Consider the following 25,075-nt stretch of genomic DNA (forward strand, 5'->3'; position numbering starts at 1 on the left):
CCATAGGGCAGCAGATGGGTGGACGCCAAGAAGGGCTTTGAAATCAGTGATTGCAGAGCAGTGAGAGCAGCCCTGCCGAAGCGACCGAGCGGTCGCCTCAGAGGCCGCGCGCTGCTTGCGCGGCGAATCGGCGGCGCGGTTCGCGCCGCCTTCAGAGCACGCCGCCTTTAGCGGCGGCGACCGCGCAGCTTCGATTTGCGGATCAGGCCTTCATACTGGTGCGCCAGCAGATAGCCCTGCACCTGTGCCACCGTATCCATGGTGACGCTGACGACGATCAGCAGCGAGGTGCCGCCAAAGTAGAACGGCACCGAGGCGTACGAGATCAGGATCTCCGGAATCAGGCAGACGATCGCCAGATAGATCGCGCCGAGCACGGTGATGCGCGAGAGCACATAGTCGATATATTCGGCGGTGCGCTCGCCGGGCCGGATGCCCGGAATGAAGCCGCCGTGCTTCTTCAGATTGTCCGCGGTCTCGGTCGGGTTGAACACGATCGCGGTGTAGAAGAAGGCGAAGAACACGATCAGTGCCAGATACATGAACAGGAACAGCGGACGGCCGTGGCCGAGCTGAGTGGTAATCCACTGGAACCACTCCGGCCCACTGCCCGCGTTGAAATTCGCGACCGTCGTCGGCAGCAGCAGCAGTGAGGACGCGAAGATCGGCGGGATCACACCGGAAGTGTTGAGCTTGAGCGGTAGATGCGAGGACTGGCCCTCGAACATCTTGTTGCCGACCTGGCGCTTCGGATACTGGATCAGGAGGCGGCGCTGCGCGCGCTCCATGAAGACGATGAAGGCGATCACGGCGACGGCCATGATGATGACGACCAGAATCAGGCCGGTCGACATCGCGCCCTGACGGCCGAGCTCGAGCATGTTGGCGAGCGCGGCGGGCAGCTCGGCGACGATGCCGGCGAGAATGATCAGCGAGATGCCGTTGCCGATGCCGCGCGAGGTGATCTGCTCGCCCAGCCACATCAGGAACATGGTGCCGCCGGTCAGCGTGATAGAGGTCGAGAGCAGGAAGAACAATCCGGGCTCGCTGACGACATTGCCGGCGCCCTGAAGTCCTACCGCGATGCCGTAGGACTGGAACGCGGCCAGAATCACCGTGAGATAGCGGGTATACTGATTCAGCGTCTTGCGGCCGGCTTCGCCTTCCTTCTTCAGCGCCTCGAGCTGCGGCGAGACGGTGGTGAGGAGCTGGATGATGATCGAGGCCGAGATATACGGCATGATGTTCAGCGCGAAGATCGCCATGCGGTTGATGCCACCGCCCGCGAACATGTTGAACATGCCGAGGATGCCGCCGGCCTGCGAGCGGAACACCTGTTCCCAGGCACTGGGGTCGATGCCGGGCAGCGGAATGTAAGTCCCGAGCCGATAAACGAGCAGCGCACCCAGGGTGAACCAGATGCGCTTCTTCAGTTCGTCAGCCTTGGCGAACGCACTGAAATTGAGATTGGCTGCCAGTTGTTCCGCTGCAGAGGCCATCTTGGACTTTCTCCCGCCGCCTATCGCGCCGTCATGCCCGCGGCCGGGCTACATTATACCGGACACCGGACATTATCTGGGGCTCGGCTTCGATAAGTCCATCGTCCCACATGCGTAAAGGCCCGCGCGCCGCGGGCCGATGACGCAGTTGTTACGCCGCCTCGCCTTCTTCCTTGGCAGGGGCGAGAATCTTCACCGATCCGCCGGCCTTCTCGACCGCTTCGATCGCGGTCTTGCTGGCGCCGTGGACTTCGATGTTGAGCTTGGACTTGAGCTCGCCACGGCCGAGCAGCCGCAGGCCGCCCTTGGCGCGGCGCAGCACGCCGCCCTTCACCAGGGCCTCGACGTTTACGACGCTACCGGCGTCGATCTTCTTGGCATCGACCGCTTCCTGGAGCCGGTCGAGATTGATCTCGGCGAACTCGACGCGGAAGATGTTGTTGAAGCCGCGCTTGGGCAGACGGCGATGCATCGGCATCTGGCCGCCTTCGAAACCCTTGATGCGCACGCCGGAACGCGCGGTCTGGCCCTTGCCGCCGCGGCCGGACTGCTTGCCCTTGCCCGAACCGATGCCGCGGCCGACGCGCATACGCTTCTTGCGCGAGCCGGCGTTGTCGGCGATATCGCTGAGCTTCATCGCCCTTCTCCTTGTGTCTTGCGCCTGATCTTCGCCGAAAACGGGTAGCCCGCCGTTCGGGATCCTGCGCCTTTGCTTACTTCTCGTCGACGATGCGGACGAGATGGTGAACCTTCTCGATCATGCCACGGACCGCCGGCGTATCCGGCAGTTCGCTGGTGCGGCCGATCTTGTTGAGCTTGAGCCCGATCAGCGTCGAGCGCTGCGAGTGATGGCGGCGGATCGCGCTGCCGGTCTGCTCGAGCTTGATCGTCTTTGCGGCCTTGGCCATGGGAGTCTACTCCGAAAAGCTTCCGTTAGTCGGCAGCCGCCTCGGCGTCGCCACCGATACGGCGGGACTGGAGGGTGGACACCTTGATATTGCGGCGGGCAGCGACCGAGCGCGGCGAGTCCTGGTGCTTCAGCGCGTCGAAGGTCGCACGAACCATGTTGTAGGGGTTCGACGATCCGATCGACTTCGCCACCACGTCCTGGACGCCGAGCGTCTCGAACACGGCGCGCATCGGACCGCCGGCGATGATGCCGGTACCGGCCGGAGCCGCACGCAGGTAGACGCGGCCCGCGCCATGACGGCCGGCGATGTCGTGATGCAGCGTACGGCCCTCGCGCAGCGACACGCGGGTCAGGTTGCGCTTGGCGGATTCGGTTGCCTTGCGGATCGCCTCGGGCACTTCGCGCGCCTTGCCGTGACCGAAGCCGGCGCGGCCCTTCTGGTCGCCGATCACGACCAGCGCTGCGAAACCGAAGCGCTTGCCGCCCTTGACGACCTTGGCCACGCGATTGATGTGGACGAGCTTGTCGACGAACTCGCTGTCGCGCTCCTCGCGCTCCCTGCGTTCACGTCCGCCGCCGCGTTGATCGCGTCCACCACGTTGTTCGCGTTCAGCTGCCATGGTTTTTCCAATCCTTCAGAGGCTTACGCCTCAATCCTCAAATTCCGTTAGAAGCTCAGCCCACTCTCACGCGCAGCGTCGGCGAGAGCCTTGACGCGCCCGTGATAGAGGTAGCTGCCGCGATCGAACACGACTTCCTTGACACCCTTCTCGGCGGCGCGCTCGGCCAGCAGCTTGCCGACCGCCTTCGCCGCATCGATGTCGGCGCCGGTCTTGCCGCCGTCGCGCATCGACTTCTCGAGCGAGGAGGCAGAGGCCAGCGTCTCGCCCTTCAGGTCGTCGATGACCTGGGCGTAGATGTGCTTGGACGAGCGGAACACCGACAGACGCGGACGACCACCACCGGAGCGGCGCAGCTTCAGCCGCACACTCCGCTTGCGCCGGGCATTGGTAACCTTGGCTTTGGACATGACCGGCTCCGTTACTTCTTCTTGCCTTCCTTGCGGAAGATGAATTCGCCAACATACTTCACGCCCTTGCCCTTGTAGGGCTCCGGCGGGCGATAGCTGCGGATCTCGGCCGCGACCTGGCCGACACGCTGGATGTCGCTGCCCGACACCGTGATTTCGGTCGGCTTCGGCACCGTGATCGTGATCCCTTCCGGGATCGCGTAGACCACGTCGTGGCTGTAACCGAGCGCGAGCTGCAGGTTCTTGCCCTGCATCGCGGCGCGGTAACCGACGCCGGTGATCTCCAGCTTCTTCTCGAAACCCTTGGTGACGCCTTCGACCAGATTCGCGACCTGGGCGCGAGCGGTCCCGTACAGGGCGCGCGCGCGATTGGTCTCGAAGCGCGGCTGAACCTTGATCTGGCCGCTCTCGAGCTTCACCTCGACGTCGTCATGGACGACGAACTGAAGCTGGCCCTTCGGCCCCTTCATCTTGACGGTCTGCCCATCGACGGTCGCGGTAACACCCGACGGCACCGCCACAGGCCTTTTGCCAACACGTGACATGGATGAAAAATCCTTCTCAGAACACCGTGAAGAGGACTTCACCGCCCACATTCGCGTCGCGCGCGCTGTGGTCGGCCATGATCCCCTTCGGCGTCGACAACACCGAAATGCCGAGCCCGTTGTTGACCCGCGGCAGGTTCTTCACCGAGGCGTAGACACGGCGCCCGGGCTTGGAGACACGTTCGATCTCGCGGATGACGGGCTCGCCGTCGAAATACTTCAGCTCGATCTCGATCTCGCTGCGGCCCGAGGAATGCTCGAGCGTGGCGTAGCCGCGGATGTAGCCCTCGGTCTTGAGGACTTCGAGCACGTTCTCGCGCATCTTCGAGCCGGGCGTGGAGACCTTGCTCTTCGAGCGCATCTGCGCGTTGCGGATACGGGTGATCAGATCGCTGATTGGATCGTGCGTGGACATCTAAACGACCCTCCTTACCAGCTGGACTTCACGAGGCCCGGGACCATGCCCTTGGAGCCAAGTTCGCGCAGCGCGATACGGGACAGCTTGTTCTTGCGGTAGTTCGAGCGCGGACGGCCCGACAGCTCGCAACGCAGGCGGATGCGGGTCGCCGACGAGTTGCGCGGCATTTCCGCCAGCTTCAGGGTCGCGGCGAACCGCTCCTCCATCGGCAGCGTCTTGTCGGCGATGATCGCCTTCAACCGCTCGCGCTTGGCGGCGGCGTTCTTCACCATCCGCTTGCGCCGGTTGTTCTTCTCGACTGAACTCTTCTTTGCCATGCTTGGCTCCTGGGTATCCGCGTTTGAGAGGCTTTAGGTCAGCGTCTCACTGCCGGAACGGGAAATTGAAAGCGGTCAACAAGGCCCTCGCCTCTTCGTCGGTCTTGGCCGTGGTGCAGACGGTGATGTCCATGCCGCGGGCTTCCGTGACCTTGTCGAAGTCGATCTCGGGGAAAATGATGTGCTCCTTGATGCCGAGCGAGTAATTGCCGCGGCCGTCGAAGCTCTTCGGGTTCAGGCCGCGGAAGTCGCGGACGCGCGGCAGCGCGACCGTCACCAGGCGATCGATGAACTCGTACATGCGGGCCTTGCGGAGCGTGACCTTGCAGCCGATCGGCTGGTTCTCACGCAGCTTGAAGGTCGCGATCGCGATCCGCGAATAGGTCACGATCGCCTTCTGGCCGGCGATCTGGGTCAGCTCGGCAGCGGCGGTCTCGGCCTTCTTGCGGTCGTTGACGCTGTCGCCGACGCCCATGTTCAGCACGACCTTGTCCAGGCGCGGAACCTGCATGACGTTCTCATAACCGAACTTCTCGGTCAGAGCCGTGCGGATCTTCGCGTCGTATTCCGCGCGCAGGCGCGGGGTGTAAGCGGCCTCAGCCATCGATCTCAGCTCCCGAGCTCTTGGCGATGCGGACCTTCTTGCCGTCCGCCAGAATCTTGAATCCGACGCGGGTCGGCTTTCCGTCCTTGCCGACATACGCGATATTGGACAGTTGGATCGGCGACTCCTTGGAGATGATGCCGCCCTCCTGTGCCTGCGTCTGCTTCTGGTGACGCTTGACCATGTTGATGCCGCGCACCAGCGCCGTGCCGGCGTCGGGACGCACTTCGAACACTTCGCCGGTCCGGCCCTTGTCGCGACCGGTCAGCACGACGACCTTGTCGCCCTTGCGGATCTTCGCAGCCATCACAGCACCTCCGGCGCGAGCGAGATGATCTTCATGTGGTTCTTGGCGCGCAGCTCGCGCGGCACGGGCCCGAAGATACGGGTGCCGACCGGCTCGGACTGATTGTTGATCAGAACGGCGGCGTTGCGGTCGAAGCGGATGACCGAACCGTCGGCGCGGCGGATGTCCTTGCGGACGCGCACCACGACGGCCTTCATCACGTCGCCCTTCTTCACCTTGCCACGCGGAATCGCTTCCTTGATCGAGACGACGATGATGTCGCCGATCGTGGCGTAGCGGCGCTTGGAGCCTCCGAGCACCTTGATACACATGACACGGCGTGCGCCAGAATTGTCGGCCACGTCGAGGTTGGTCTGCATCTGAATCATTGATGCACCTCGTCCTCTTCTCTTTGCGCCAGCCCAGCCGGCGCTCAACATTTCCCTGAAGTCAGTCGGCTAAGGCCAACAGATCAGGCGCTTTTCTTGTGCTCGCCCCGGATCACGACCCAGCGCTTCAATTTCGAAATCGGCTTCGATTCCTCGATCCACACCATGTCGCCCGGCTTGAACTCGTTGCTCTCGTCGTGCGCGTGGTAGTTCTTCGAACGGCGGATCGTCTTCTTGTAGATCGGGTGCGTGAAGCGGCGGTCGACGCGCACCACGATGGTCTTGGCCTGCTTGTCGCTGACGACCACGCCCTGCAAAGTACGTTTCGGCATCTTCGTAAGCCTCTTACTTCTTCTTGGCGCGCGTCTGCGCGGCGACGGTCTTGATCCGGGCGATGTCACGGCGGGCCTCGCGCAGGCGCGAGGTGTTCTCGAGCTGCCCGGTGGCGCGCTGGAAGCGCAGGTTGAAGCGCTCCTTCTTCAGGTTCAGGATGGCGTCATCCTGCTGGTCGGGGCTCATCGCGCGGATGTCTTCGATCTTCATCTGGGCCATGGCCATTACTCCGCAATGCGCTCGACGAAGCGCGTCTTGATCGGCAGCTTGGCGGCCGCCAGGGTCAGCGCCTCACGCGCCGTCTGGGTGTTGACGCCGTCGATCTCGAACAGCACCCGGCCCGGCTTGACGCGCGCGACCCACAATTCCGGCGAACCCTTGCCGGAGCCCATGCGGACTTCGGCCGGTTTCTTCGACACCGGAACGTCCGGGAACACGCGGATCCAGACGCGGCCGGCGCGCTTCATGTGGCGGGTCAGCGCGCGACGAGCGGCTTCGATCTGGCGCGCGGTGACGCGCTCAGGCTCGGTCGCCTTCAGGCCGAACTGGCCGAACGCCAACGTCGCGCCCGAAGACGCAACGCCGTGGATGCGGCCCTTGTGCGCCTTCCGGAACTTCGTTTTCTTAGGTTGCATCATGGCTTTGAGCCCTCAAATTCCTGTACGGCTTTAGGCTGCAGCCGTGTCGCGGCGCTGACGGCCACCACGATCACCACTACCGCCCGTCTCGCCTTCGGCCATTCTCTTGTCCTGGGCCATCGGATCGTGCTCGAGGATCTCGCCCTTGAAGATCCAGACCTTGACGCCGCAGGTGCCGAAGGTCGTGAACGCGGTCGCAACGCCGTAGTCGATGTCGGCGCGCAGCGTGTGCAGCGGCACGCGACCTTCGCGGTACCATTCCATACGCGCGATTTCCGCACCGCCCAGACGACCCGAGCAGTTGATGCGGATGCCTTCCGCGCCGAGACGCATCGCCGACTGCACGGCGCGCTTCATGGCCCGGCGGAACGCCACGCGGCGCTCCAGCTGCTGGGCGATCGATTCGGCCACCAGCGTCGCATCGAGCTCCGGCTTGCGGATTTCGACGATGTTGATGACGACGTCGGACGAGGTGATGTCCGCGACCCGCTTGCGCAGCTTGTCGATGTCGGCGCCCTTCTTGCCGATCACCACGCCCGGACGGGCCGAGTGGATGGTGACGCGGCACTTCTTGTGCGGACGCTCGATCACGATGCGGGCGACGGCCGCCTGCTTGAGCTCCTTGTGCAGGATCTCACGGATCTTGACGTCCTCGTGCAGCAGCTTGCCGTATTCCTGCTTGCCGGCGAACCAGCGGGAATCCCAGGTACGGTTGATGCCGAGGCGCAGACCGATCGGATTGATCTTTTGACCCATCGTGTTCTCCTGCGCCCTTAAGCGGCGGCTTCAGCTTCGACCTGACGAACGATGATCGTCAGCTGCGAAAATGGTTTGTAGACCCGGCCCGAGCGGCCACGGCCGCGAGCGGCGAAGCGCTTCATCACCAGACCGTTGCCGACGAAGGCCTGCGCCACGACAAGATCGTCGACGTCGAGGTCGTGGTTGTTCTCGGCGTTGGCGATGGCCGATTCCAGGCACTTCTTGACGTCGACCGCGATCCGCTTGCGCGAAAACTGCAGATCGGCGAGCGCAGCAGCAGCCTTCCGGCCGCGAATGAGCTGGGCGACCAGGTTGAGCTTCTGCGGGCTCACCCGCAGCATCCGGGCGACCGCCTTGGCCTCGTTGTCGGCGAGGCTCCGTTCGCGCTTAGGTTTGCTCATCGTTTAATCCTCAAGCCTTCTTGGCTTTCTTGTCGCCGGAGTGGCCATGGAAGGTCCGGGTCGGCGAGAACTCGCCGAACTTGTGACCGACCATTTCCTCGTTGACGGCCACCGGCACGTGCTTCTGACCGTTGTAGACGCCGAAGGTCAGGCCGACGAATTGCGGCAGGATCGTCGAGCGACGGCTCCAGATCTTGATGACATCGTGACGGCCGGACGCGCGCGCGGCATCTGCCTTCTTGAGCAGAGAACCCTCGACGAACGGGCCTTTCCAGACTGAACGAACCATGTCCGGCGTTCCTTACTTCTTCCGCTTGTGGCGGCTTAGGAGAATGAATTTGTTGGTCGACTTGTTGGTGCGGGTCTTCTTGCCCTTGGTCGGCTTGCCCCACGGCGTGACCGGATGGCGGCCGCCCGAGGTACGACCTTCACCACCGCCGTGCGGATGGTCGATCGGGTTCATCGCGACACCGCGGTTGTGCGGGCGACGGCCCATCCAACGCTTGCGACCGGCCTTGCCGATCGAGGTGTTCATGTGATCCGGGTTCGACACCGCACCGATCGTGCCGCGGCAACGGCCGTGCACCAGGCGCTGCTCGCCCGAATTCAGGCGGATGATGACGTAGTCCTGGTCGCGACCGACGAGCTGGGCGTAGGTGCCGGCGGAACGGGCGAGCTGGCCGCCCTTCCCGATCTTGACCTCGATGTTGTGGATGATCGTGCCGACCGGCATGTTGCCGAGCGGCATGACGTTGCCCGGCTTCACGTCGACGTAGTTGCCGGCGACGATGGTGTCGCCCACGGCCAGGCGCTGCGGCGCCAGGATGTAGGCCTGCTCGCCGTCCTGATACTTGATCAGCGCGATGAAGCCGGTGCGGTTCGGATCATACTCGAGCCGCTCGACGGTCGCGGGGACGTCGATCTTCTCGCGCTTGAAATCGACGGTGCGCAGCGTCTTCTTGTGACCGCCGCCGCGGAAGCGCACGGTGATGCGGCCGGTGTTGTTGCGGCCGCCCGAGGAATGCTTGCCCTCGGTGAGCGCCTTGACCGGCTTGCCCTTGTAGAGGGCCGAACGATCGACCATGACCAGCTGGCGCTGGCCCGGCGTCGTGGGGTTGAATTTCTTCAGTGCCATCGTCGTACGACCTTACAGACCGGTGGTGACGTCGATCCGGTGGCCCTCTTCGAGGGTCACGATCGCGCGCTTGGTGTTCGACTGCGAGCCGAGATTGCCGCGGAAGACCTTGGTCTTGCCCTTGCGGACCAGCGTGTTGACGCTCTTGACCTTGACGTCGAACAGCTTCTCGATCGCTTCCTTGATCTGCGGCTTGGTCGCCTTCGCCGCGACCTTGAACAGCACCTTGTTGTGCTCGGAGGCGATCGTCGCCTTCTCGGTCACGACCGGCGCGACGATCACGTCGTAGTGGCGAGCCTCGATGTTCTTCGTCATTTGAAGCGCGCCTCCAGCGCATCGATGGCGGCCTTGGTCAGAACGAGCTTCTGACGGCGCAGGATGTCGTAGACGTTGATGCCCTGGATCGGCAGCACGTCCATGTTCGGGATGTTGCGGGCCGCAGCGGCAAAACCGTTGTTGAGCTCGGCACCGTCGATGATCAGCGCGTTGGTCAAGCCCAGACCGGAGAAGTGACCGAGCAGCGCCTTGGTCTTGGCGGCTTCCAGCGCGGCCTTGTCGATCACGACGAGATCGCCGTCCTTGGCCTTGGCCGAAAGCGCATGCTTCAGCGCGAGCGCACGGACCTTCTTCGGCAGGTCGGTGGCGTGCGAACGCACCACCGGACCGAAGGCACGACCGCCGCCGCGGAACTGCGGCACGCGGGCCGAGCCGTGACGAGCACCGCCGGTGCCCTTCTGCTTGTACATCTTCTTGCCGGTGCGCCAGATCTCGGCGCGGCCCTTGGCCTTGTGCGTACCGGCCTGGCGCTTGTTGAGCTGCCACTGCACGCAACGTGCAATGATGTCCTGGCGCGGCTCGAGGCCGAAAATGGTGTCGGAGAGCTGGACCGAGCCGGCTTCCTTACCTTCGAGGGTGGTGACCTTCAATTCCATCTCACGCCTCCTGCGCAGCCGGAGCGGCTTCCGCGTCGCCAGCAACCTTGAACTTGCCGGGCTTCGGAGCTTCCTTCGGCAACGGCTTCTTGACGGCGTCGCGCACGCGGATCCAGCCGCCCTTGGAGCCGGGAACGGCGCCTTCGACGAGGATCAGGCCGCGCTCGACATCGGTCTGGACGACCCGAAGGTTGAGCGTGGTGATGCGGTCGACACCCATGTGGCCGGGCATCTTCTTGTTCTTCCAGGTCTTGCCGGGGTCCTGACGGCCGCCGGTCGAACCGATCGAACGGTGCGAGACCGACACGCCGTGGGTGGCGCGCAGACCGCCGAAGTTCCAGCGCTTCATGCCGCCGGCGAACCCCTTACCGACCGAGGTGCCGGTGACGTCGACGAACTGCCCGACGACGAAGTGATCCGCGAGGATCTCGGCGCCGACGGGGATCATCGCGTCCTGCGAGACGCGGAATTCCTCGACCCGCCGCTTCGGCTCGACCTTGGCGACCGCGAACTGGCCGCGCTCCGCCTTGGGCATGTAAACGGTCTTGCGGCTGCCAGAACCGAGCTGGAGCGCGACGTAGCCGTTCTTCTCTTCGGTACGGTGGCCTACGACCTGGCAATTGCCGAGCTTCAGCACGGTCACGGGGATATGTTCGCCGGCCTCCGTAAAGACCCGCGTCATCCCGACCTTTTGTGCGATCACTCCGGAGCGCATCGGCTTGCTTCCTGTTCTTTCTGTCCTTGCGGACTAGCTAATCTTCGTAAGTGAGCACGACCCGATCCGAAGACCGGTGCCCACTTCTCGGGGCATGCTCAGAGCTTGATCTCGACGTCGACACCGGCGGCCAGGTCGAGCTTCATCAAAGCATCGACGGTCTGCGGGGTCGGATCGACGATGTCGAGCAGGCGCTTGTGAGTGCGCATCTCGAACTGCTCGCGGCTCTTCTTGTCGACGTGGGGCGAACGGTTGACGGTGAACTTCTCGATGCGGGTGGGCAGCGGAATGGGTCCGCGGACCTGCGCGCCGGTGCGCTTCGCCGTGTTCACGATCTCGCGGGTCGACGTATCGAGGATACGATGGTCGAACGCCTTGAGACGGATACGAATGTTTTGGCCGTTCATTGCCGTGCTTTCTTTGAGTAGAGTGGCGAGTAGCGAGTAGCGAATAGATCCCTATCCGCCACTCACCATTCCCTATTCGCTTGTTACTCGATGATCGAGGCGACGACGCCGGCGCCGACGGTGCGGCCACCTTCGCGGATCGCGAAGCGGAGCTTCTCTTCCATCGCGATCGGCACGATCAGGTGCACTTCCATCGCGATGTTGTCGCCCGGCATCACCATCTCGGTGCCTTCCGGCAGATGCACGACACCGGTCACGTCGGTGGTGCGGAAGTAGAACTGCGGACGGTAGTTGGTGAAGAACGGGGTGTGGCGACCGCCCTCTTCCTTGGTGAGGATGTAAGCCTCAGCCTTGAACTTGGTGTGCGGCTTGACCGAACCCGGCTTGCACAGCACCTGGCCGCGCTCGACGTCTTCGCGCTTGGTGCCGCGGAGCAGCGCACCGATGTTGTCGCCGGCCTGGCCCTGATCGAGCAGCTTGCGGAACATTTCGACGCCGGTGACCGTGGTCTTCTGCGTGGCGCGCAGACCGACGATCTCGATTTCCTCGCCGACCTTGACGATGCCGCGCTCGACGCGGCCGGTCACGACGGTGCCGCGGCCCGAGATCGAGAACACGTCTTCAACCGGCATCAGGAACGGCTGGTCGATCGGACGCTCCGGCTGCGGGATGTACTCGTCGACGTTCTTCATCAGCTCGAGAATGGCGTCGTGGCCGAGCTTCTTGTCGGAATCTTCGAGGGCGGCGAGCGCCGAGCCCTTGATGATCGGGATCTTGTCGCCCGGGAAGTCGTACTTGGAGAGCAGCTCGCGGACTTCGAGCTCGACGAGCTCGAGCAGCTCCGGATCGTCGACCATGTCGCACTTGTTGAGGAACACGACGAGCGCGGGCACGCCGACCTGGCGGGCGAGCAGGATGTGCTCGCGGGTCTGCGGCATCGGGCCGTCAGCGGCCGACACGACCAGGATCGCACCGTCCATCTGGGCGGCGCCGGTGATCATGTTCTTGACGTAGTCGGCGTGGCCGGGGCAGTCGACGTGGGCGTAGTGGCGGTTCGGCGTCTCGTACTCGACGTGCGCGGTCGAGATGGTGATGCCGCGCGCCTTCTCTTCCGGCGCCTTGTCGATCTGGTCGTACGCGGTGAACGTCGCACCGCCGGCTTCGGCGAGAACCTTGGTGATCGCCGCGGTCAGCGACGTCTTGCCATGGTCGACGTGACCGATGGTGCCGATGTTGCAGTGCGGCTTGTTACGTTCAAACTTTGCTTTGGCCATTTGACTCTCCGTTCAATCGTCAGCTTTAGACCGACGACAATCAGGCAAACTTCTTCTGGACTTCTGCCGACACGTTGGCCGGCGCTTCTGCGTAGTGGTCGAACTGCATGGTGAAGGTCGCGCGACCCTGGCTCATCGAGCGCAGGTTGTTCACGTAACCGAACATGTTCATGAGCGGCACCATCGCGTTGATGACGTTGGCGTTGCCGCGCATGTCCTGACCCTGGATCTGACCGCGCCGGGAATTCAGGTCGCCGATGACCGAACCGGTGTAGTCTTCCGGGGTCACGACCTCGACCTTCATGATCGGCTCGAGCAGGACGGACTTGCCCTTCTGCAAGGCTTCGCGGAATGCCGCGCGCGATGCGATTTCGAAGGCGAGCGCCGACGAGTCGACGTCGTGATACTTGCCGTCGACGAGCTGAACCTTGACGTCGACCACGGGGAAGCCCGCGACCACGCCGGAGCTCATCACGCTGTTGAGGCCCTTTTCGACGCCGGGGATGTATTCCTTCGGAACCGCACCGCCGACGATCTTGGACTCGAACTCGTAGCCCTTGCCGGGCTCGTTCGGCTCGACCACGATCGACACTTCCGCGAACTGACCGGTGCCGCCGGTCTGCTTCTTGTGGGTGTACTTGACCTCGGCCTTCTTGGTGACGCGCTCACGGAACGCAACCTGCGGGGCGCCGATGTTGGCGTCGACCTTGTAGGTACGCTTGAGAATGTCGACCTTGATGTCGAGATGGAGCTCGCCCATGCCCTTGAGGATGGTCTGGCCGGACTCCTGGTCGGTCGACACGCGGAAGGACGGATCCTCCGCGGCGAGCTTGGCCAGCGCCACGCCCAGCTTTTCCTGGTCGGCCTTGGACTTCGGCTCGATCGCGATCTCGATGACCGGCTCGGGGAATTCCATCTTCTCCAGGATCACCTGCTTGTCGGGATCGCACAGCGTGTCACCGGTGCGCGCTTCCTTCAGGCCGGCCAGCGCGACGATGTCGCCGGCATAGGCTTCCTTGATGTCTTCGCGGTTGTTCGCATGCATCAACAGCATGCGCCCGATGCGCTCCTTCTTCTCGCGCGTCGAGTTCACGACGCCGGTGCCGCTCTGCAGCACGCCGGAATAGATGCGACAGAAGGTGATGGTGCCGACGAACGGGTCGTCCATGATCTTGAACGCGAGCAGCGCCAGCGGCTCCTTGTCGTCCGCCTTGCGCACGACCTCGTTGCCGCGGTCGTCGGTGCCCTTGATCGCGGGCACGTCGATCGGCGACGGCAGATAGTCGACGACGGCGTCGAGCAGCGGCTGCACGCCCTTGTTCTTGAAGGCCGAGCCGCACAGCACCGGATAGAAGGCGCCGGTCAGCACCGCCTTGCGGATCAGCCGCTTCAGCGTCGCCTCGTCCGGCTCCTTGCCGTCGAGATAGGCGGCCATGGCGTCGTCGTCGAGCTCGACGGCGGCTTCCACCATCTTCTCGCGATATTCCTTGGCCTGCTCGACCAGATCCTCGGGAATGTCGACATAGTCGAACTTCGCGCCGAGCGATTCATCGTTCCAGATGATGCCCTGCATCTTCACGAGGTCGACGAGACCCTTGAAGTTGTTCTCGGCGCCGATCGGAAGCTGGATCGCGATCGGCTTGGCGCCGAGGCGGTCGACGATGTCGGCCAGGCACTTGAAGAAGTCGGCGCCGGTCTTGTCCATCTTGTTGGCGAAGACGATGCGCGGAACCTTGTACTTGTCACCCTGGCGCCAGACGGTCTCGGTCTGGGGTTCGACGCCTTGGTTCGAGTCGAGCACGCAGACGGCGCCGTCGAGCACGCGCAAGCTGCGCTCGACCTCGATGGTGAAGTCGACGTGGCCGGGAGTGTCGATGATGTTCAGGCGTTTGCCGGCCCAGAACGCGGTGGTCGCAGCCGAGGTGATCGTGATGCCACGCTCCTGCTCCTGCTCCATCCAGTCCATCGTCGCGGCACCTTCGTGCACTTCGCCGATCTTGTGGCTCTTGCCGGTGTAATAGAGGATGCGCTCGGTCGTCGTGGTCTTGCCGGCGTCGATATGCGCCATGATACCGAAGTTACGGTAGTCCTCGATGGCATGTTGGCGGGGCATGGGTGGTTCCTTGCGAGTCCGAGTGTGTCGCCGTTACCAGCGATAGTGCGAGAAGGCGCGGTTGGCTTCCGCCATCCGGTGCACGTCTTCACGCTTCTTGACGGCGTTCCCGCGGTTGTTCGATGCGTCCAGCAACTCGGCCGAAAGCCGCTCGGTCATGGTCTTCTCGTTGCGCTCGCGCGCGGCCGAGATCAGCCAGCGGATGCCCAGCGCCTGCCGGCGGGTCGAGCGAACCTCGACCGGAACCTGGTAGGTCGCGCCGCCGACGCGGCGGGAGCGAACCTCGATCGTCGGCATGACGTTCTCGAGCGCCTGCTCGAACACGCCGAGCGGGTTCTGCTTGGTCTTGGATTCGATGATGCCGAACGCACCGTAGACGATGCCCTCGGCGACCGACTTCTTGCCGGCGTACATCACCGAGTTCATGAACTTCGTGACGATGATGTTCCCGAACTTCGGATCGGGAAGGACTTCGCGCTTTTCCGCTGAATGGCGACGAGACATAGAGCTGGTTCCCGCTTACTTCGGACGCTTCGCGCCGTACTTCGAACGACGCTGCTTACGGTTCTTGACGCCCTGGGTATCCAGAACGCCGCGGAGGATGTGGTAACGCACGCCGGGCAAGTCCTTGACGCGGCCGCCGCGGATCATGACCACCGAGTGCTCCTGGAGGTTATGGCCCTCGCCGGGGATGTAGCCGATCACCTCGAAGCCGTTGGTCAGGCGCACCTTGGCAACCTTACGAAGCGCCGAGTTCGGCTTCTTCGGGGTCGTGGTGTAGACGCGGGTGCAAACACCACGCTTCTGCGGCGACTGCTGCAGCGCCGGCACCTTCTTGCGCGACTTCTGCACTTCACGCGGTTGAGCGATCAGCTGGTTGATCGTCGGCATCCTGGCCTTACCCTTTGTTCTGTCGCGGCCCCTTGCGGATCCGCTGTCTTGCCGCAGCCCGTTGCCGGAACTGCAAATTCTTTCGAGCTACCTGCCCGACGAGGCTGCCTTCCGCGGAACAATCCGCACAAAGCGAAATCGCGCCAACCACCCCATCAACGGGCGGAAAGCGCTTCGACGCCACAGAGGACCGCAGTATTAAGGCCGTCGGCGTAAAGCCAGGCCTGCGCACTGAGGTCATGCATCCGAATTCGATCTCAAGAGAACTTGCTCAAGAGACCTAGAATCGCACTGGCATTGCCTAGCTATGATCGACAGCGTTTGAGCGGCATTCGTCGAGGTTGGTGCCCGTCTTGAGCGATCCCTTGCGGAGCTGGTCCTAGGAGATCTAACGGGTGGCCCGTTCCGACGCTGGCGATGCTCACCGCCTGTCGTTAAGTGAGGCGCTTTCTATAAGTGAGAGTCGCTCAAGTCAAGGCGAAACGACAGTCACGAAGCGCTTCAGCAGCCTGTCAAAATCGCAGTTTGCCGCCCTCACCGCGCTCCCTCAATATGGGACGGTAGCGTTCACTTTGCCAGCCTGACTGTATTTAATACCCGGAAAAAAAGCAACTTTATGACAATCGGCGCGGCCTTTTCTTGCTCGGAATGCGTTAAGGGTCATTAATCTCTCCGCTTCGGCGGTCATCGGCACCACTGGGAGCAGCGGAAGTCGTCGCGCGACCAAGGTCCGCGACGACAGCCGCTTGGACTTTCGATGCTCACGACCAACTCGAATGAGAGCTATCCGATCGAGCTCTCGAATCGAAAACTCGTCAGGTGCGGACCGCGCCGATGCCGATCACCGGAATCACCGAATCGCGGTCCGGTCACTCCTAGTCATCCTCATCGTCGTCGTCGTCATCTCTGCCGTCGTCGACGGGCGCGGCCGCGCCGTGCGGCTGGTGGATCTGGTCGTTCCACAGCTTGCGATAGGTCCCGTTCTTGGCGAGCAGCTGGGCATGAGAGCCGCGTTCGATCGCCCTGCCCCCGGAAATCACGATGATCTCGTCCATCTCGACCACCGACGTCAGACGGTGGGTCGACCAGATCATGGTGCGGCCCTTGGCGACCTTGAGCAGCGTGCGGTTGATCGCAGCTTCCGTGGTCTGGTCCAGCGCCGAGGTGGCTTCGTCCAGCAGCAGCACCGACGGATTGCGGATGATGGCGCGCGCGATCGCGATGCGCTGGCGCTGGCCGCCCGACAGGGTGTCGCCGCGCTCGCCGACCGGCGTGTCGTATCGCTGCGGCAGGCTCATGATGTAGCGGTGGATCTCGGCCTTCTTGGCGGCTTCCTCCACCTCCTCGTCGGTCGCGCCCTCCTTGCCGAGCCGGATGTTCTCCCGGATCGACATGTTGAACAGCATGTTCTCCTGGAACACCACCGCCATGCTCCGGCGCAGCGAATCCAGCGTCACCTTGCGGACGTCGACACCGTCGATGGTGAGCCGTCCCTCGTCGGGCACGTAGAGCCGCAGGATCAGGTTGAGCAACGTGCTCTTGCCGGAGCCGCTCGGGCCGACGATCGCGATGCGCTTGCCGGCGTCGAGCTTGAGACTGAGATTGTCCAGCACCGGCGTCTGGCTGCCTTCGTACCGGAAGGTGACGCGGTCGAAGGTGATGTCGTTGGTGATGCGCGGCAAATCGGGCGCACCGGGCCGATCGGCGGCGCGAGTCGGCTCGTCCAGCAGCTCCTGGATATGGCGGATCGCGGCGGCCGAGGAGATCGACACCGGGATGAAATGCATCAGATGGGCGATGTTGTAGGAGACCTCCCAGAACGCGCTCTCGAAGGTGACGAAGGTGCCGATCGTGATCTGGCCCTTGGTCGCCAGATACGCGCCAATCGCGAGCACCACGAGGTGCAGCAATAGCACCGAGATGGTGACCGTCCGCTCCACCATGGTCGACAGGAACGCGGCCGAGGCGATCTTGTTACGCGTCTCGTCGTTGCGGAAGGCGAAGAAGCCGAACATCTTGCGCTGCAGGCTGAACGCCTTGATCACGGCCTGCGCCGCCACGTTCTCCTGCACCATGCCGAGCAGCGCGCTCTCGTTGAGCTTCTGCTCGTAATTGGCCTGCACGGCCTTGGGGGTCAGGATCCGCGGGCCGATCAGCGTGATCGGAAACACGAGCAGCGCGACCACCGCGAGCTGCCAGTTCAGGAACACCATCAGGATGATGCCGGCGACCAGCTCCAGAAACGGCAGCGCGGCGCTGTTGGCGAAGGTCTTCACCGAGCCTTCGAACGCCGAGAGGTCGACCGAGAAGCGCGACAGGATTTCGCCGCGCTTGGTGCGGCCGAAATAGGCGGCCGGCAGGTCCTGGACGTGCTCGAACAGGCGTTTGCGGACGTCCGAGATGACACAGGCGGCCAGCCGCGCATCCCAGCGCTCGTACCAGACTGCGACAATCGAGGTGAAGATGCCGGCGACGGCGAGCACGCCGAGGATCTTGTACAGCGCCTGGAAGTCTTCCTCGCCGAGCGCCTCGTCGATCAGAAACTTGAGGCTGAGCGGCATGATGACGTTGAACAGCGTCTCGACGAAGACGCCGAACGCGACGAACGACAGCATCCGCTTGTAGTTCGTCAGATAGGGTTTGACGAACCCGAGGATGGTCGCGAGCGCGCCGGCGGCCTCGCGAGCGGTAAAGACGACGAGGTCCTCGTCCTCATCATCGTCGTCGAGTTCCAGGCCGTCATCCGCCTCGTCCTCGTCATCCTCCTCGTCGTCCAGGTCCGGCTTGGCAGAAGCGGCGAGCTTGTCGTCGAGCCCGGCCGCCTTGTCTGCGGCGAGCTTCTGTTTGTCGGGCGCGAGAGGCTTGTCGTCGGGCGAGAGAGGCTTGGATGCCATGAAACCAACCGATGCTGACGGCCGGCATGACCGCAGAGAACGCAGGACATAGCGGCAACCGCTAAGGCCCCGATTCTATGCGATCAAGATGAATTCGGCAAAACAATTGGACGAATTCGATGCGTCCCGCGGCTATTCCTCGTCCTCGTCCTCGACCTTGTCGAAGAAGGAATAGCGCAAGCTGTCGGCGTCGGCGTACCACTGCCCTGGCCCCTTGTTGGCGGCGAGCGTCGCCTCCCAGAGCGCATCGGTGCAGTCCTTGCGGTGCATCGAGAGATCGAAACCGTTGCCGAAGAACAGCTCGGACCATTCCCACCAGGTGCCGAGCTTCTTGACCCCGCGCAGCAGGTCGTAGCGGTCGATCAGGGCGGGAGCCATGTCCGAGGTGATCGAGCCGAACACGAGGCCGGTCCTGACCACGCGGTTGAGCTCGCGGATCGCGCGGACCACCTGCTTCGGGGAAACGTGGCAGAGGCTGGTCTCGAACACGAAGTCGAACGCGCCGTCCTTGAACGGCATGTCGGTGATCGAGCCGAGCTTGTTGTACTTCTTCAGCGCCTTCGGCGTCCTGGCGTGAATGGCACGGTTGTTCTCGATGCCGAAGGCATCGATGCCGCGCTCGCGCAGCGCGCCGACCAGTTCGCCGCTGGCGGAGCCCGCGACGAGCAGCTTGAAGCCCTTCGTCTTGCCCCAGACGATGCCGAGCAGCTTGGTGAGATAATCGGGGTCGGTAAAGTGGCGCCACGCCTCGTGGTAGGGACCGAGACCGCGATAGTTCTCGAAATAATCGCGATCGATCTTGTCGGAGAGCGGCTGGTCCTCCTGCGCGCGCTCCCGGCGCAGGCGCATCATCTCGGTCAGGATGATGTCGGTGGCGGCGTCGGAGGAGTCGAGCAGCCCGTTCAGCGTGGAGTCGAACAGATAGTCGCCGACCACCACGATGCCCGGATGCTCCTTCGGCTCCGGCCGGTGGTTGGTCATGACGTCGCGCACGGGCAGCCCGCCCGGTATGGCGTTCACCGACGACAGCCAGCGGTGGATCCTGCCTTCCATGAAATGCGAACGCGCGTCGCCGAGCGAGGCCGGCAGCGACTTCAGCGCGGCGTCGATCAGCTCCTGGTCCGACAGATTGGCGAAAGCCAGCGCGTCGGAGCCCGGAATCAGCCAGTTCAGCACGCCGTGCTTGCCGACGTCGTGGCGCGCGCCCTCGTTGTAGACGCAGCAGCCGCCGAAAGCTTCCGACATGAACCAGGCGCCGGGAATCTTCCCGCCCCAGAACGGCGTGTCGAACAGGATCGAGACGCGCAGGTAGTGGGCGGGACGGTCGAAATAGGAGACGTGCTTGACCATCGACTTGCGCAGCTGCTCGCCTTCCCAGCCGAGCGTGGCCAGCCAGGAATGCGGCAGGCAGACCAGCACGAGGTCGAAGTCGCGGGTCTCCGGTCCTTTGCCGTTCATCATCTTGAGCTGGTAGCGGCCGGTCGGCGCCTTGCCCACGGTAAGCACGCGATGATTGAGCTGGATGTCGGCGTTGACCTCCGACTGCAGGCACTCGATCAGCTGCTCGTTGCCGTTCTGGATGGAATAGAGGCCGATATAGCCGTCGACGTCCATCAGGTAGTTCTTGAGCGCGTTGAGGCCGTTGGTGTTGTGGCTCTCGGTCGCGATGTCGGAGCGCGCCATCACCTTGAAGAATCGCTTGGCCGTCTCGTCCTCGACCTCCTCGTCGAGCACCTGCTCGGCGGTCTTGTAGGCCCAGGGATTCTCGTTGTCGTGCGCGCCGACGCCCTCGTAATATTCGACCGGCGACAACATCTCGGCGCAGCGCTTGCGGAAGGCCTCGATCGCAGCGGCGGTCTTGGCACCGTATTTGCGGCGCATGCCGGGCACATCGTTCAGCAGCTCGCCGCCGAGGTGCACCTGCTCGGCGTCCATCGGAATGGTCTGCAGCCCGAAATGCTGGATCAACTCGCGCAGCGGATCCGGACCCGTCATCGAGTAATCGTAGATCTCGGCCACGCCGGCCTCGTACATCGCGGGCGCGGCATCGAACTTGCGCGTGACGATCTTGCCGCCGAGCCGGTCGGAGGCCTCAAAGATGGTGACGCGACAGAGATCGCCGAGCTTGCGCTTCAGGTACCAGGCGCTCATCAGCCCGCCGGGGCCGCCGCCTACGATTGCGAGATCAAGCATATGAGTTCCGTGGTCTCCGGTCCGCCCCCCATCACGGGACCACCGGTCTAGACTCCCCTAGCAGAAGCGCTTTTACGCCTGAAGGAAAGATGAACAAGGGCTGATCCCGCATCGCAGCAAGCAAGCAAGGAATGTAGCAAAAAGGCCGGCTTGCGCCGGCCTTTTCATTATCTCAGTAGTCCTACGGATGAACGATCATTCCGCGGGCGGCAGCGCGGGAAGCTCCGCTTCCGGCGCGGGCGACACGACCGCCGCCTGCTTCTCGCGCTCGTCCAGGATCAGCTTGTCGCGCTTCATGGCGACTTCGCGGATCTTGGCCATGGAGGCGCCGGTGCCAGCCGGAATCAGCCGGCCGACGATGACGTTCTCCTTGAGACCTTCGAGCGGATCGACCTTGCCGTTGACCGCCGCTTCCGTGAGGACGCGGGTGGTCTCCTGGAACGAGGCCGCCGAGAAGAACGAACGGGTCTGCAGGCTCGCCTTGGTGATGCCGAGCAGAACCGGCGTTCCGGTGGCGGGCTTCTTGCCCTCTTCCTTGGCCTTCTCGTTCAAGGCGTCGAACTCGATCTTGTCGACCTGCTCGCCCGAGATCATGTCCGTATCGCCCTGGTCGGTGACTTCCACCTTCTGGAGCATCTGACGGACAATCACCTCGATGTGCTTGTCGTTGATGAGCACGCCCTGGAGCCGGTAGACCTCCTGGATCTCGTTGACCAGATAGGCCGCGAGTTCCTCGATGCCCTTGACCGCGAGAATGTCGTGCGGCGCCGGGTTGCCTTCGACGATGAAGTCGCCCTTTTCGACGACGTCGCCGTCCTGAAGATGGATGTGCTTGCCCTTCGGGATCAGGTACTCGCGCGGCTCGTCGGTCTTGTCCATCGGCTCGATCGAGATGCGGCGCTTGTTCTTGTAGTCGCGCCCGAACCGGATGGTGCCCGCGATCTCGGCGATGATCGCCGCATCCTTCGGACGCCGTGCCTCGAACAGCTCCGCCACCCGCGGCAGACCGCCGGTGATGTCACGCGTCTTGGCGCTTTCGGTCGAGACACGGGCGAGGATGTCGCCCGGATTGACCTTGGCTCCGACGTCGACCGAGAGAATGGCGTCGACCGACAGCATGTAGCGGGCATCGCCGCCACGGGCGAGCTTGAGCACCTTGCCGTCCTTGCCCTTGACCACGATGGCCGGACGCAGGTCCGAGCCGCCGCGGGTCGAGCGCCAGTCGATGACCACGCGCTTGGCGATACCGGTGGCCTCGTCGAGCGTTTCCGAGATCGACTGCCCCTCGACCAGATCCTCGAAGCCGATGGTACCTTCGACTTCGGTGAGCAGCGGACGGGTATAGGGATCCCACTCGACGATGCGCTGGCCGCGCTTGACCATGTCGCCCTCGTCGACGTGCAGGCGCGAGCCGTACTGGACGCGGTGCGTCGCACGCTCGGTGCCGTCGGCATCGACGATCGCCACCACCATGTTGCGCACCATCGCGATCAGGTGCCCTTCGCTGTTGCGGGCGATGGCCTTGTTCCTGATCACGATCTTGCCGTCGAAGTTGGCTTCGACGAAGGACTGCTCGTTCAGCTGCGCCGCACCGCCGATGTGGAAGGTGCGCATGGTCAGCTGGGTGCCCGGCTCGCCGATCGACTGCGCCGCGATGACGCCGACGGCTTCGCCGTGGTTGACCGGCGTGCCGCGGGCGAGGTCGCGGCCGTAGCACTTGCCGCAGATGCCGTTGACGAGCTCGCAGGTCAGCGCCGAGCGGATCTTCACCTCCTGCACGCCACCCTGCTGGATGGCGTCCAGATGGCTCTCCTCCATCAGCGTGTCGCGCTTGATGATCACCTTGCCGGAACTGTCACGGATGTCTTCGCAGGCCGTGCGTCCGAGGATGCGCGAGCCCAGCGAAGCGACCACGGTGCCGGCATCGACGATGGCGCGCATCTTGATGCCGAGCTTGGTGCCGCAGTCGCTCTGCGTGATGATGCAGTCCTGCGCGACGTCGACCAGACGACGGGTCAGGTAGCCGGAGTTGGCGGTCTTCAACGCGGTGTCCGCGAGACCCTTGCGGGCGCCGTGGGTCGAGTTGAAGTACTCGAGCACCGAGAGGCCTTCCTTGAAGTTCGAGATGATCGGCGTCTCGATGATCTCGCCCGACGGCTTGGCCATCAGGCCGCGCATGCCGGCGAGCTGGCGCATCTGGGCCGGCGAACCGCGGGCACCGGAATGAGCCATCATGTAGATCGAGTTGATGTCGGCATCGGCCCCGCTCGCCGTCTTCTTGGTCGAGGAGATCTCCTTCATCATCGCCTTGGCGATTTCTTCGGTGGCCTTCGACCAGGCGTCGACGACCTTGTTGTACTTCTCGCCGTGGGTGATCAGACCGTCGTTGTACTGCTGCTCGAAGTCCTTCGCCAGCGTACGGGTGGTGTCGACGATCTTCCACTTGCCGTGCGGCACGACCATGTCGTCCTTGCCGAACGAGATACCGGCCTTGAACGCGTTGTAGAAGCCGAGCGCCATGATGCGGTCGCAGAAGATCACCGTCTCCTTCTGACCGCAGTGACGGTAGACCTGGTCGATCACGCCCGAGATCTCGCGCTTGGTCATCAGCTTGTTGATGATCTCGTACGAAATCCGCGGGTTCTTCGGCAGCAGGTTGCCGAGCATGACGCGGCCGGCGGTGGTCTCGATCCAGCGCGTCGAGACCTTGCCGGTCTCGTCCATGCCCTGCCACCGGTACTTGATCTTGGTGTGGAGGTGGATGACCTTCGCGTGCAGGGCGTGCTCGAGCTCGGCCATGTCGCCGAAGATCTTGCCCTCGCCGGGCAGACCCTCGCGCATGATCGAAACGTAGTAGAGACCGAGCACGATGTCCTGCGACGGCACGATGATCGGCTGACCGTTGGCCGGATGCAGGATGTTGTTGGTCGACATCATCAGGACGCGCGCTTCCAGCTGCGCTTCGAGCGACAGCGGAACGTGCACGGCCATCTGGTCGCCGTCGAAGTCGGCGTTGAACGCCGAGCAGACCAGCGGGTGAAGCTGGATCGCCTTGCCCTCGATCAGCACGGGCTCGAACGCCTGGATGCCGAGGCGATGCAGCGTCGGCGCGCGGTTGAGCAGCACCGGATGCTCGCGGATCACCTCATCCAGGATGTCCCAGACCTCGGGCCGCTCCTTCTCGACCAGCTTCTTGGCCTGCTTCACCGTGGTGGACAGGCCCTTGGCGTCGAGCCGCGAATAGATGAACGGCTTGAACAGCTCGAGCGCCATCTTCTTCGGCAGGCCGCACTGATGCAGGCGCAGCTCGGGACCGACCACGATCACCGAACGGCCCGAATAGTCGACGCGCTTGCCGAGCAGGTTCTGGCGGAAACGGCCCTGCTTGCCCTTGAGCATGTCGGCGAGCGACTTCAGCGGGCGCTTGTTGGCACCCGTGATGACGCGGCCGCGGCGGCCGTTGTCGAACAGCGCATCGACCGCTTCCTGAAGCATGCGCTTCTCGTTGCGGATGATGATGTCGGGCGCGCGCAACTCCATCAGCCGCTTCAAGCGGTTGTTGCGGTTGATGACGCGGCGATAGAGGTCGTTGAGGTCCGAGGTCGCGAAGCGGCCGCCGTCCAGCGGCACCAGCGGACGCAGGTCCGGCGGAATCACCGGGACCACGGTCATGATCATCCATTCCGGCTTGTTGCCGGAGTGGCGGAACGCTTCCACGATCTTGAGGCGCTTGGCGAGCTTCTTGTGCTTGATGTCGGAGTCGGTCTCCTGCATCTCGACGCGGAGCGAAGCCTCCAGCTTCTCGAGGTCCATGCCCTTGAGCAGCTCGCGGATCGCTTCGGCGCCGATCATGGCGGTGAAGCTGTCCTGGCCGTATTCGTCCTGCGCCTTCAGATACTCGTCTTCCGACAGCAACTGACGGTCCTTGAGCGCGGTCAGACCCGGCTCGAGCACGACGTAATATTCGAAGTAGAGGATCCGCTCGAGATCCTTCAGCGTCATGTCCAGCAGAAGGCCGATGCGCGAGGGCAGCGACTTCAGGAACCAGATGTGGGCGACCGGGGCTGCGAGCTCGATATGGCCCATGCGCTCGCGCCGGACGCGCGACAGCGTGACCTCGACCGAGCACTTCTCGCAGATGATGCCCTTGTACTTCATGCGCTTGTACTTGCCGCACAAGCACTCGTAGTCCTTGATCGGCCCGAAGATGCGGGCGCAGAACAGGCCGTCGCGCTCGGGCTTGAAGGTGCGGTAGTTGATGGTCTCCGGCTTCTTGATCTCGCCGTAGGACCAGGACAGAATCTTCTCTGGAGACGCGATCGAGATCCGGATCTGGTCGAAGACCTGAGCCGGCGTCGTCGGGTTGAAGAGATTCATAATTTCTTGGTTCAT

29 protein-coding genes are annotated in these 25,075 nt (G+C 63.5%); all 29 read right to left on the reverse strand.

Annotated elements, in window-relative coordinates:
* Positions 1-167: 167 nt before the first annotated feature.
* Positions 168-1,499: a preprotein translocase subunit SecY gene (gene secY / locus DCM80_RS03905; protein ID WP_257195840.1), complete on the reverse strand. Its 1,332-nt coding sequence runs from the start codon at positions 1,497-1,499 to the stop codon at positions 168-170.
* Between the two features lie 151 nt (positions 1,500-1,650).
* A complete protein-coding gene (gene rplO / locus DCM80_RS03910) occupies positions 1,651-2,136 on the reverse strand; it encodes a 50S ribosomal protein L15 (protein ID WP_028137015.1) in 486 nt (161 codons plus the stop codon).
* A gap of 76 nt (positions 2,137-2,212) precedes the next feature.
* A complete protein-coding gene (gene rpmD / locus DCM80_RS03915; RefSeq protein WP_011088137.1) occupies positions 2,213-2,407 on the reverse strand; it encodes a 50S ribosomal protein L30 in 195 nt (64 codons plus the stop codon).
* A 25-nt stretch (positions 2,408-2,432) separates the two neighbouring features.
* Positions 2,433-3,029, reverse strand: a complete 597-nt coding sequence (gene rpsE / locus DCM80_RS03920) for a 30S ribosomal protein S5 (RefSeq protein WP_014494507.1) — start codon at positions 3,027-3,029, stop codon at positions 2,433-2,435.
* A gap of 47 nt (positions 3,030-3,076) precedes the next feature.
* Positions 3,077-3,439, reverse strand: a complete 363-nt coding sequence (gene rplR, locus DCM80_RS03925; protein WP_007603036.1) for a 50S ribosomal protein L18 — start codon at positions 3,437-3,439, stop codon at positions 3,077-3,079.
* An 11-nt stretch (positions 3,440-3,450) separates the two neighbouring features.
* Entirely contained in the window at positions 3,451-3,984 is a 534-nt protein-coding gene (gene rplF / locus DCM80_RS03930; RefSeq protein WP_257195841.1) for a 50S ribosomal protein L6, read from the reverse strand.
* A gap of 16 nt (positions 3,985-4,000) precedes the next feature.
* Positions 4,001-4,399 (reverse strand): 30S ribosomal protein S8, encoded by a 399-nt coding sequence (gene rpsH, locus DCM80_RS03935; RefSeq protein ID WP_028137017.1) that lies wholly within the window; start codon positions 4,397-4,399, stop codon positions 4,001-4,003.
* Positions 4,400-4,413: 14 nt separating this feature from the next.
* Complete coding sequence (gene rpsN, locus DCM80_RS03940) at positions 4,414-4,719, reverse strand: 30S ribosomal protein S14 (protein ID WP_028137018.1); 306 nt, start codon at positions 4,717-4,719, stop codon at positions 4,414-4,416.
* 46 nt (positions 4,720-4,765) lie between these two features.
* Positions 4,766-5,323, reverse strand: coding sequence for a 50S ribosomal protein L5 (rplE, locus tag DCM80_RS03945; RefSeq protein WP_018647250.1), 558 nt, complete (start codon positions 5,321-5,323; stop codon positions 4,766-4,768).
* The gene (rplX, locus tag DCM80_RS03950) at positions 5,316-5,630 is read right to left on the reverse strand and encodes a 50S ribosomal protein L24 (protein ID WP_007603031.1); all 315 of its coding nucleotides are present in this window, start codon (positions 5,628-5,630) and stop codon (positions 5,316-5,318) included. Before rplX ends, rplE begins: the two co-directional genes overlap by 8 nt.
* Positions 5,630-5,998, reverse strand: a complete 369-nt coding sequence (rplN, locus tag DCM80_RS03955; RefSeq protein ID WP_007603030.1) for a 50S ribosomal protein L14 — start codon at positions 5,996-5,998, stop codon at positions 5,630-5,632. The genes rplX and rplN overlap by 1 nt, the downstream gene beginning before the upstream one ends.
* Before the next feature lie 83 nt (positions 5,999-6,081).
* Positions 6,082-6,330: a 30S ribosomal protein S17 gene (gene rpsQ / locus DCM80_RS03960; protein WP_007603028.1), complete on the reverse strand. Its 249-nt coding sequence runs from the start codon at positions 6,328-6,330 to the stop codon at positions 6,082-6,084.
* Between the two features lie 13 nt (positions 6,331-6,343).
* On the reverse strand, positions 6,344-6,550 hold the full coding sequence (rpmC, locus tag DCM80_RS03965; protein WP_011088144.1) for a 50S ribosomal protein L29: 207 nt from the start codon (positions 6,548-6,550) through the stop codon (positions 6,344-6,346).
* A gap of 5 nt (positions 6,551-6,555) precedes the next feature.
* Positions 6,556-6,969 carry a 50S ribosomal protein L16 gene (gene rplP, locus DCM80_RS03970; RefSeq protein WP_008136349.1) on the reverse strand — a complete coding sequence of 138 codons (414 nt, stop codon included), beginning with the start codon at positions 6,967-6,969 and terminating at the stop codon, positions 6,556-6,558.
* A gap of 30 nt (positions 6,970-6,999) precedes the next feature.
* Complete coding sequence (gene rpsC, locus DCM80_RS03975; RefSeq protein ID WP_018647246.1) at positions 7,000-7,725, reverse strand: 30S ribosomal protein S3; 726 nt, start codon at positions 7,723-7,725, stop codon at positions 7,000-7,002.
* Positions 7,726-7,742: 17 nt separating this feature from the next.
* Positions 7,743-8,129, reverse strand: a complete 387-nt coding sequence (gene rplV / locus DCM80_RS03980; RefSeq protein ID WP_028137020.1) for a 50S ribosomal protein L22 — start codon at positions 8,127-8,129, stop codon at positions 7,743-7,745.
* 10 nt (positions 8,130-8,139) lie between these two features.
* Entirely contained in the window at positions 8,140-8,418 is a 279-nt protein-coding gene (gene rpsS, locus DCM80_RS03985; protein ID WP_008136357.1) for a 30S ribosomal protein S19, read from the reverse strand.
* 12 nt (positions 8,419-8,430) lie between these two features.
* Complete coding sequence (gene rplB / locus DCM80_RS03990) at positions 8,431-9,264, reverse strand: 50S ribosomal protein L2 (RefSeq protein WP_126258105.1); 834 nt, start codon at positions 9,262-9,264, stop codon at positions 8,431-8,433.
* A gap of 12 nt (positions 9,265-9,276) precedes the next feature.
* Complete coding sequence (locus DCM80_RS03995; protein WP_028137022.1) at positions 9,277-9,579, reverse strand: 50S ribosomal protein L23; 303 nt, start codon at positions 9,577-9,579, stop codon at positions 9,277-9,279.
* Positions 9,576-10,196, reverse strand: a complete 621-nt coding sequence (rplD, locus tag DCM80_RS04000) for a 50S ribosomal protein L4 (protein ID WP_074116741.1) — start codon at positions 10,194-10,196, stop codon at positions 9,576-9,578. The genes DCM80_RS03995 and rplD overlap by 4 nt, the downstream gene beginning before the upstream one ends.
* A gap of 1 nt (position 10,197) precedes the next feature.
* Positions 10,198-10,911, reverse strand: a complete 714-nt coding sequence (gene rplC, locus DCM80_RS04005) for a 50S ribosomal protein L3 (RefSeq protein ID WP_028137024.1) — start codon at positions 10,909-10,911, stop codon at positions 10,198-10,200.
* Between the two features lie 98 nt (positions 10,912-11,009).
* Positions 11,010-11,318 carry a 30S ribosomal protein S10 gene (gene rpsJ, locus DCM80_RS04010; protein WP_002712302.1) on the reverse strand — a complete coding sequence of 103 codons (309 nt, stop codon included), beginning with the start codon at positions 11,316-11,318 and terminating at the stop codon, positions 11,010-11,012.
* A gap of 83 nt (positions 11,319-11,401) precedes the next feature.
* The gene (tuf, locus tag DCM80_RS04015; protein ID WP_008136415.1) at positions 11,402-12,592 is read right to left on the reverse strand and encodes an elongation factor Tu; all 1,191 of its coding nucleotides are present in this window, start codon (positions 12,590-12,592) and stop codon (positions 11,402-11,404) included.
* A 40-nt stretch (positions 12,593-12,632) separates the two neighbouring features.
* Entirely contained in the window at positions 12,633-14,705 is a 2,073-nt protein-coding gene (fusA, locus tag DCM80_RS04020; RefSeq protein ID WP_128919614.1) for an elongation factor G, read from the reverse strand.
* 33 nt (positions 14,706-14,738) lie between these two features.
* Positions 14,739-15,209 (reverse strand): 30S ribosomal protein S7, encoded by a 471-nt coding sequence (gene rpsG, locus DCM80_RS04025; protein ID WP_008136420.1) that lies wholly within the window; start codon positions 15,207-15,209, stop codon positions 14,739-14,741.
* A gap of 15 nt (positions 15,210-15,224) precedes the next feature.
* Positions 15,225-15,596: a 30S ribosomal protein S12 gene (rpsL, locus tag DCM80_RS04030; protein ID WP_007603006.1), complete on the reverse strand. Its 372-nt coding sequence runs from the start codon at positions 15,594-15,596 to the stop codon at positions 15,225-15,227.
* Between the two features lie 875 nt (positions 15,597-16,471).
* Entirely contained in the window at positions 16,472-18,490 is a 2,019-nt protein-coding gene (locus DCM80_RS04035) for an ABC transporter ATP-binding protein (RefSeq protein WP_257195842.1), read from the reverse strand.
* Positions 18,491-18,622: 132 nt separating this feature from the next.
* Positions 18,623-20,683: an FAD-dependent oxidoreductase gene (locus DCM80_RS04040; protein ID WP_257195843.1), complete on the reverse strand. Its 2,061-nt coding sequence runs from the start codon at positions 20,681-20,683 to the stop codon at positions 18,623-18,625.
* 195 nt (positions 20,684-20,878) lie between these two features.
* Positions 20,879-25,075 carry a DNA-directed RNA polymerase subunit beta' gene (rpoC, locus tag DCM80_RS04045; RefSeq protein ID WP_126258100.1) on the reverse strand — a complete coding sequence of 1,399 codons (4,197 nt, stop codon included), beginning with the start codon at positions 25,073-25,075 and terminating at the stop codon, positions 20,879-20,881.

The organism is Bradyrhizobium sp. WBOS08, assembly GCF_024585125.1.
GTDB lineage: Bacteria > Pseudomonadota > Alphaproteobacteria > Rhizobiales > Xanthobacteraceae > Bradyrhizobium > Bradyrhizobium japonicum_B.

Excerpts from the sequence above, each read along its gene's own strand:
- rpsN (WP_028137018.1), bottom strand. The coding sequence starts at position 4,719 with ATGGCAAAGAAGAGTTCAGTCGAGAAGAACAACCGGCGCAAGCGGATG.
- DCM80_RS04035 (WP_257195842.1), bottom strand. The coding sequence starts at position 18,490 with ATGGCATCCAAGCCTCTCTCGCCCGACGACAAGCCTCTCGCGCCCGAC.
- rpsQ (WP_007603028.1), bottom strand. The coding sequence starts at position 6,330 with ATGCCGAAACGTACTTTGCAGGGCGTGGTCGTCAGCGACAAGCAGGCC.
- DCM80_RS04040 (WP_257195843.1), bottom strand. The coding sequence starts at position 20,683 with ATGCTTGATCTCGCAATCGTAGGCGGCGGCCCCGGCGGGCTGATGAGC.
- rpsC (WP_018647246.1), bottom strand. The coding sequence starts at position 7,725 with ATGGGTCAAAAGATCAATCCGATCGGTCTGCGCCTCGGCATCAACCGT.
- rplR (WP_007603036.1), bottom strand. The coding sequence starts at position 3,439 with ATGTCCAAAGCCAAGGTTACCAATGCCCGGCGCAAGCGGAGTGTGCGG.
- fusA (WP_128919614.1), bottom strand. The coding sequence starts at position 14,705 with ATGCCCCGCCAACATGCCATCGAGGACTACCGTAACTTCGGTATCATG.
- rpsL (WP_007603006.1), bottom strand. The coding sequence starts at position 15,596 with ATGCCGACGATCAACCAGCTGATCGCTCAACCGCGTGAAGTGCAGAAG.
- rpsH (WP_028137017.1), bottom strand. The coding sequence starts at position 4,399 with ATGTCCACGCACGATCCAATCAGCGATCTGATCACCCGTATCCGCAAC.
- rplO (WP_028137015.1), bottom strand. The coding sequence starts at position 2,136 with ATGAAGCTCAGCGATATCGCCGACAACGCCGGCTCGCGCAAGAAGCGT.
- rpsS (WP_008136357.1), bottom strand. The coding sequence starts at position 8,418 with ATGGTTCGTTCAGTCTGGAAAGGCCCGTTCGTCGAGGGTTCTCTGCTC.
- secY (WP_257195840.1), bottom strand. The coding sequence starts at position 1,499 with ATGGCCTCTGCAGCGGAACAACTGGCAGCCAATCTCAATTTCAGTGCG.
- rpsE (WP_014494507.1), bottom strand. The coding sequence starts at position 3,029 with ATGGCAGCTGAACGCGAACAACGTGGTGGACGCGATCAACGCGGCGGC.
- rpoC (WP_126258100.1), bottom strand. The coding sequence starts at position 25,075 with ATGAACCAAGAAATTATGAATCTCTTCAACCCGACGACGCCGGCTCAG.
- rpmD (WP_011088137.1), bottom strand. The coding sequence starts at position 2,407 with ATGGCCAAGGCCGCAAAGACGATCAAGCTCGAGCAGACCGGCAGCGCG.
- rplC (WP_028137024.1), bottom strand. The coding sequence starts at position 10,911 with ATGCGCTCCGGAGTGATCGCACAAAAGGTCGGGATGACGCGGGTCTTT.
- rplB (WP_126258105.1), bottom strand. The coding sequence starts at position 9,264 with ATGGCACTGAAGAAATTCAACCCCACGACGCCGGGCCAGCGCCAGCTG.
- rplX (WP_007603031.1), bottom strand. The coding sequence starts at position 5,630 with ATGGCTGCGAAGATCCGCAAGGGCGACAAGGTCGTCGTGCTGACCGGT.
- rplP (WP_008136349.1), bottom strand. The coding sequence starts at position 6,969 with ATGATGCAACCTAAGAAAACGAAGTTCCGGAAGGCGCACAAGGGCCGC.
- rplV (WP_028137020.1), bottom strand. The coding sequence starts at position 8,129 with ATGAGCAAACCTAAGCGCGAACGGAGCCTCGCCGACAACGAGGCCAAG.
- rpsJ (WP_002712302.1), bottom strand. The coding sequence starts at position 11,318 with ATGAACGGCCAAAACATTCGTATCCGTCTCAAGGCGTTCGACCATCGT.
- rpsG (WP_008136420.1), bottom strand. The coding sequence starts at position 15,209 with ATGTCTCGTCGCCATTCAGCGGAAAAGCGCGAAGTCCTTCCCGATCCG.
- rplD (WP_074116741.1), bottom strand. The coding sequence starts at position 10,196 with ATGGAATTGAAGGTCACCACCCTCGAAGGTAAGGAAGCCGGCTCGGTC.
- rplN (WP_007603030.1), bottom strand. The coding sequence starts at position 5,998 with ATGATTCAGATGCAGACCAACCTCGACGTGGCCGACAATTCTGGCGCA.
- rplF (WP_257195841.1), bottom strand. The coding sequence starts at position 3,984 with ATGTCACGTGTTGGCAAAAGGCCTGTGGCGGTGCCGTCGGGTGTTACC.
- tuf (WP_008136415.1), bottom strand. The coding sequence starts at position 12,592 with ATGGCCAAAGCAAAGTTTGAACGTAACAAGCCGCACTGCAACATCGGC.
- rpmC (WP_011088144.1), bottom strand. The coding sequence starts at position 6,550 with ATGGCCCAGATGAAGATCGAAGACATCCGCGCGATGAGCCCCGACCAG.
- DCM80_RS03995 (WP_028137022.1), bottom strand. The coding sequence starts at position 9,579 with ATGACGAAGAACATCGAGGCTCGCCACTACGACGTGATCGTCGCGCCG.
- rplE (WP_018647250.1), bottom strand. The coding sequence starts at position 5,323 with ATGGCTGAGGCCGCTTACACCCCGCGCCTGCGCGCGGAATACGACGCG.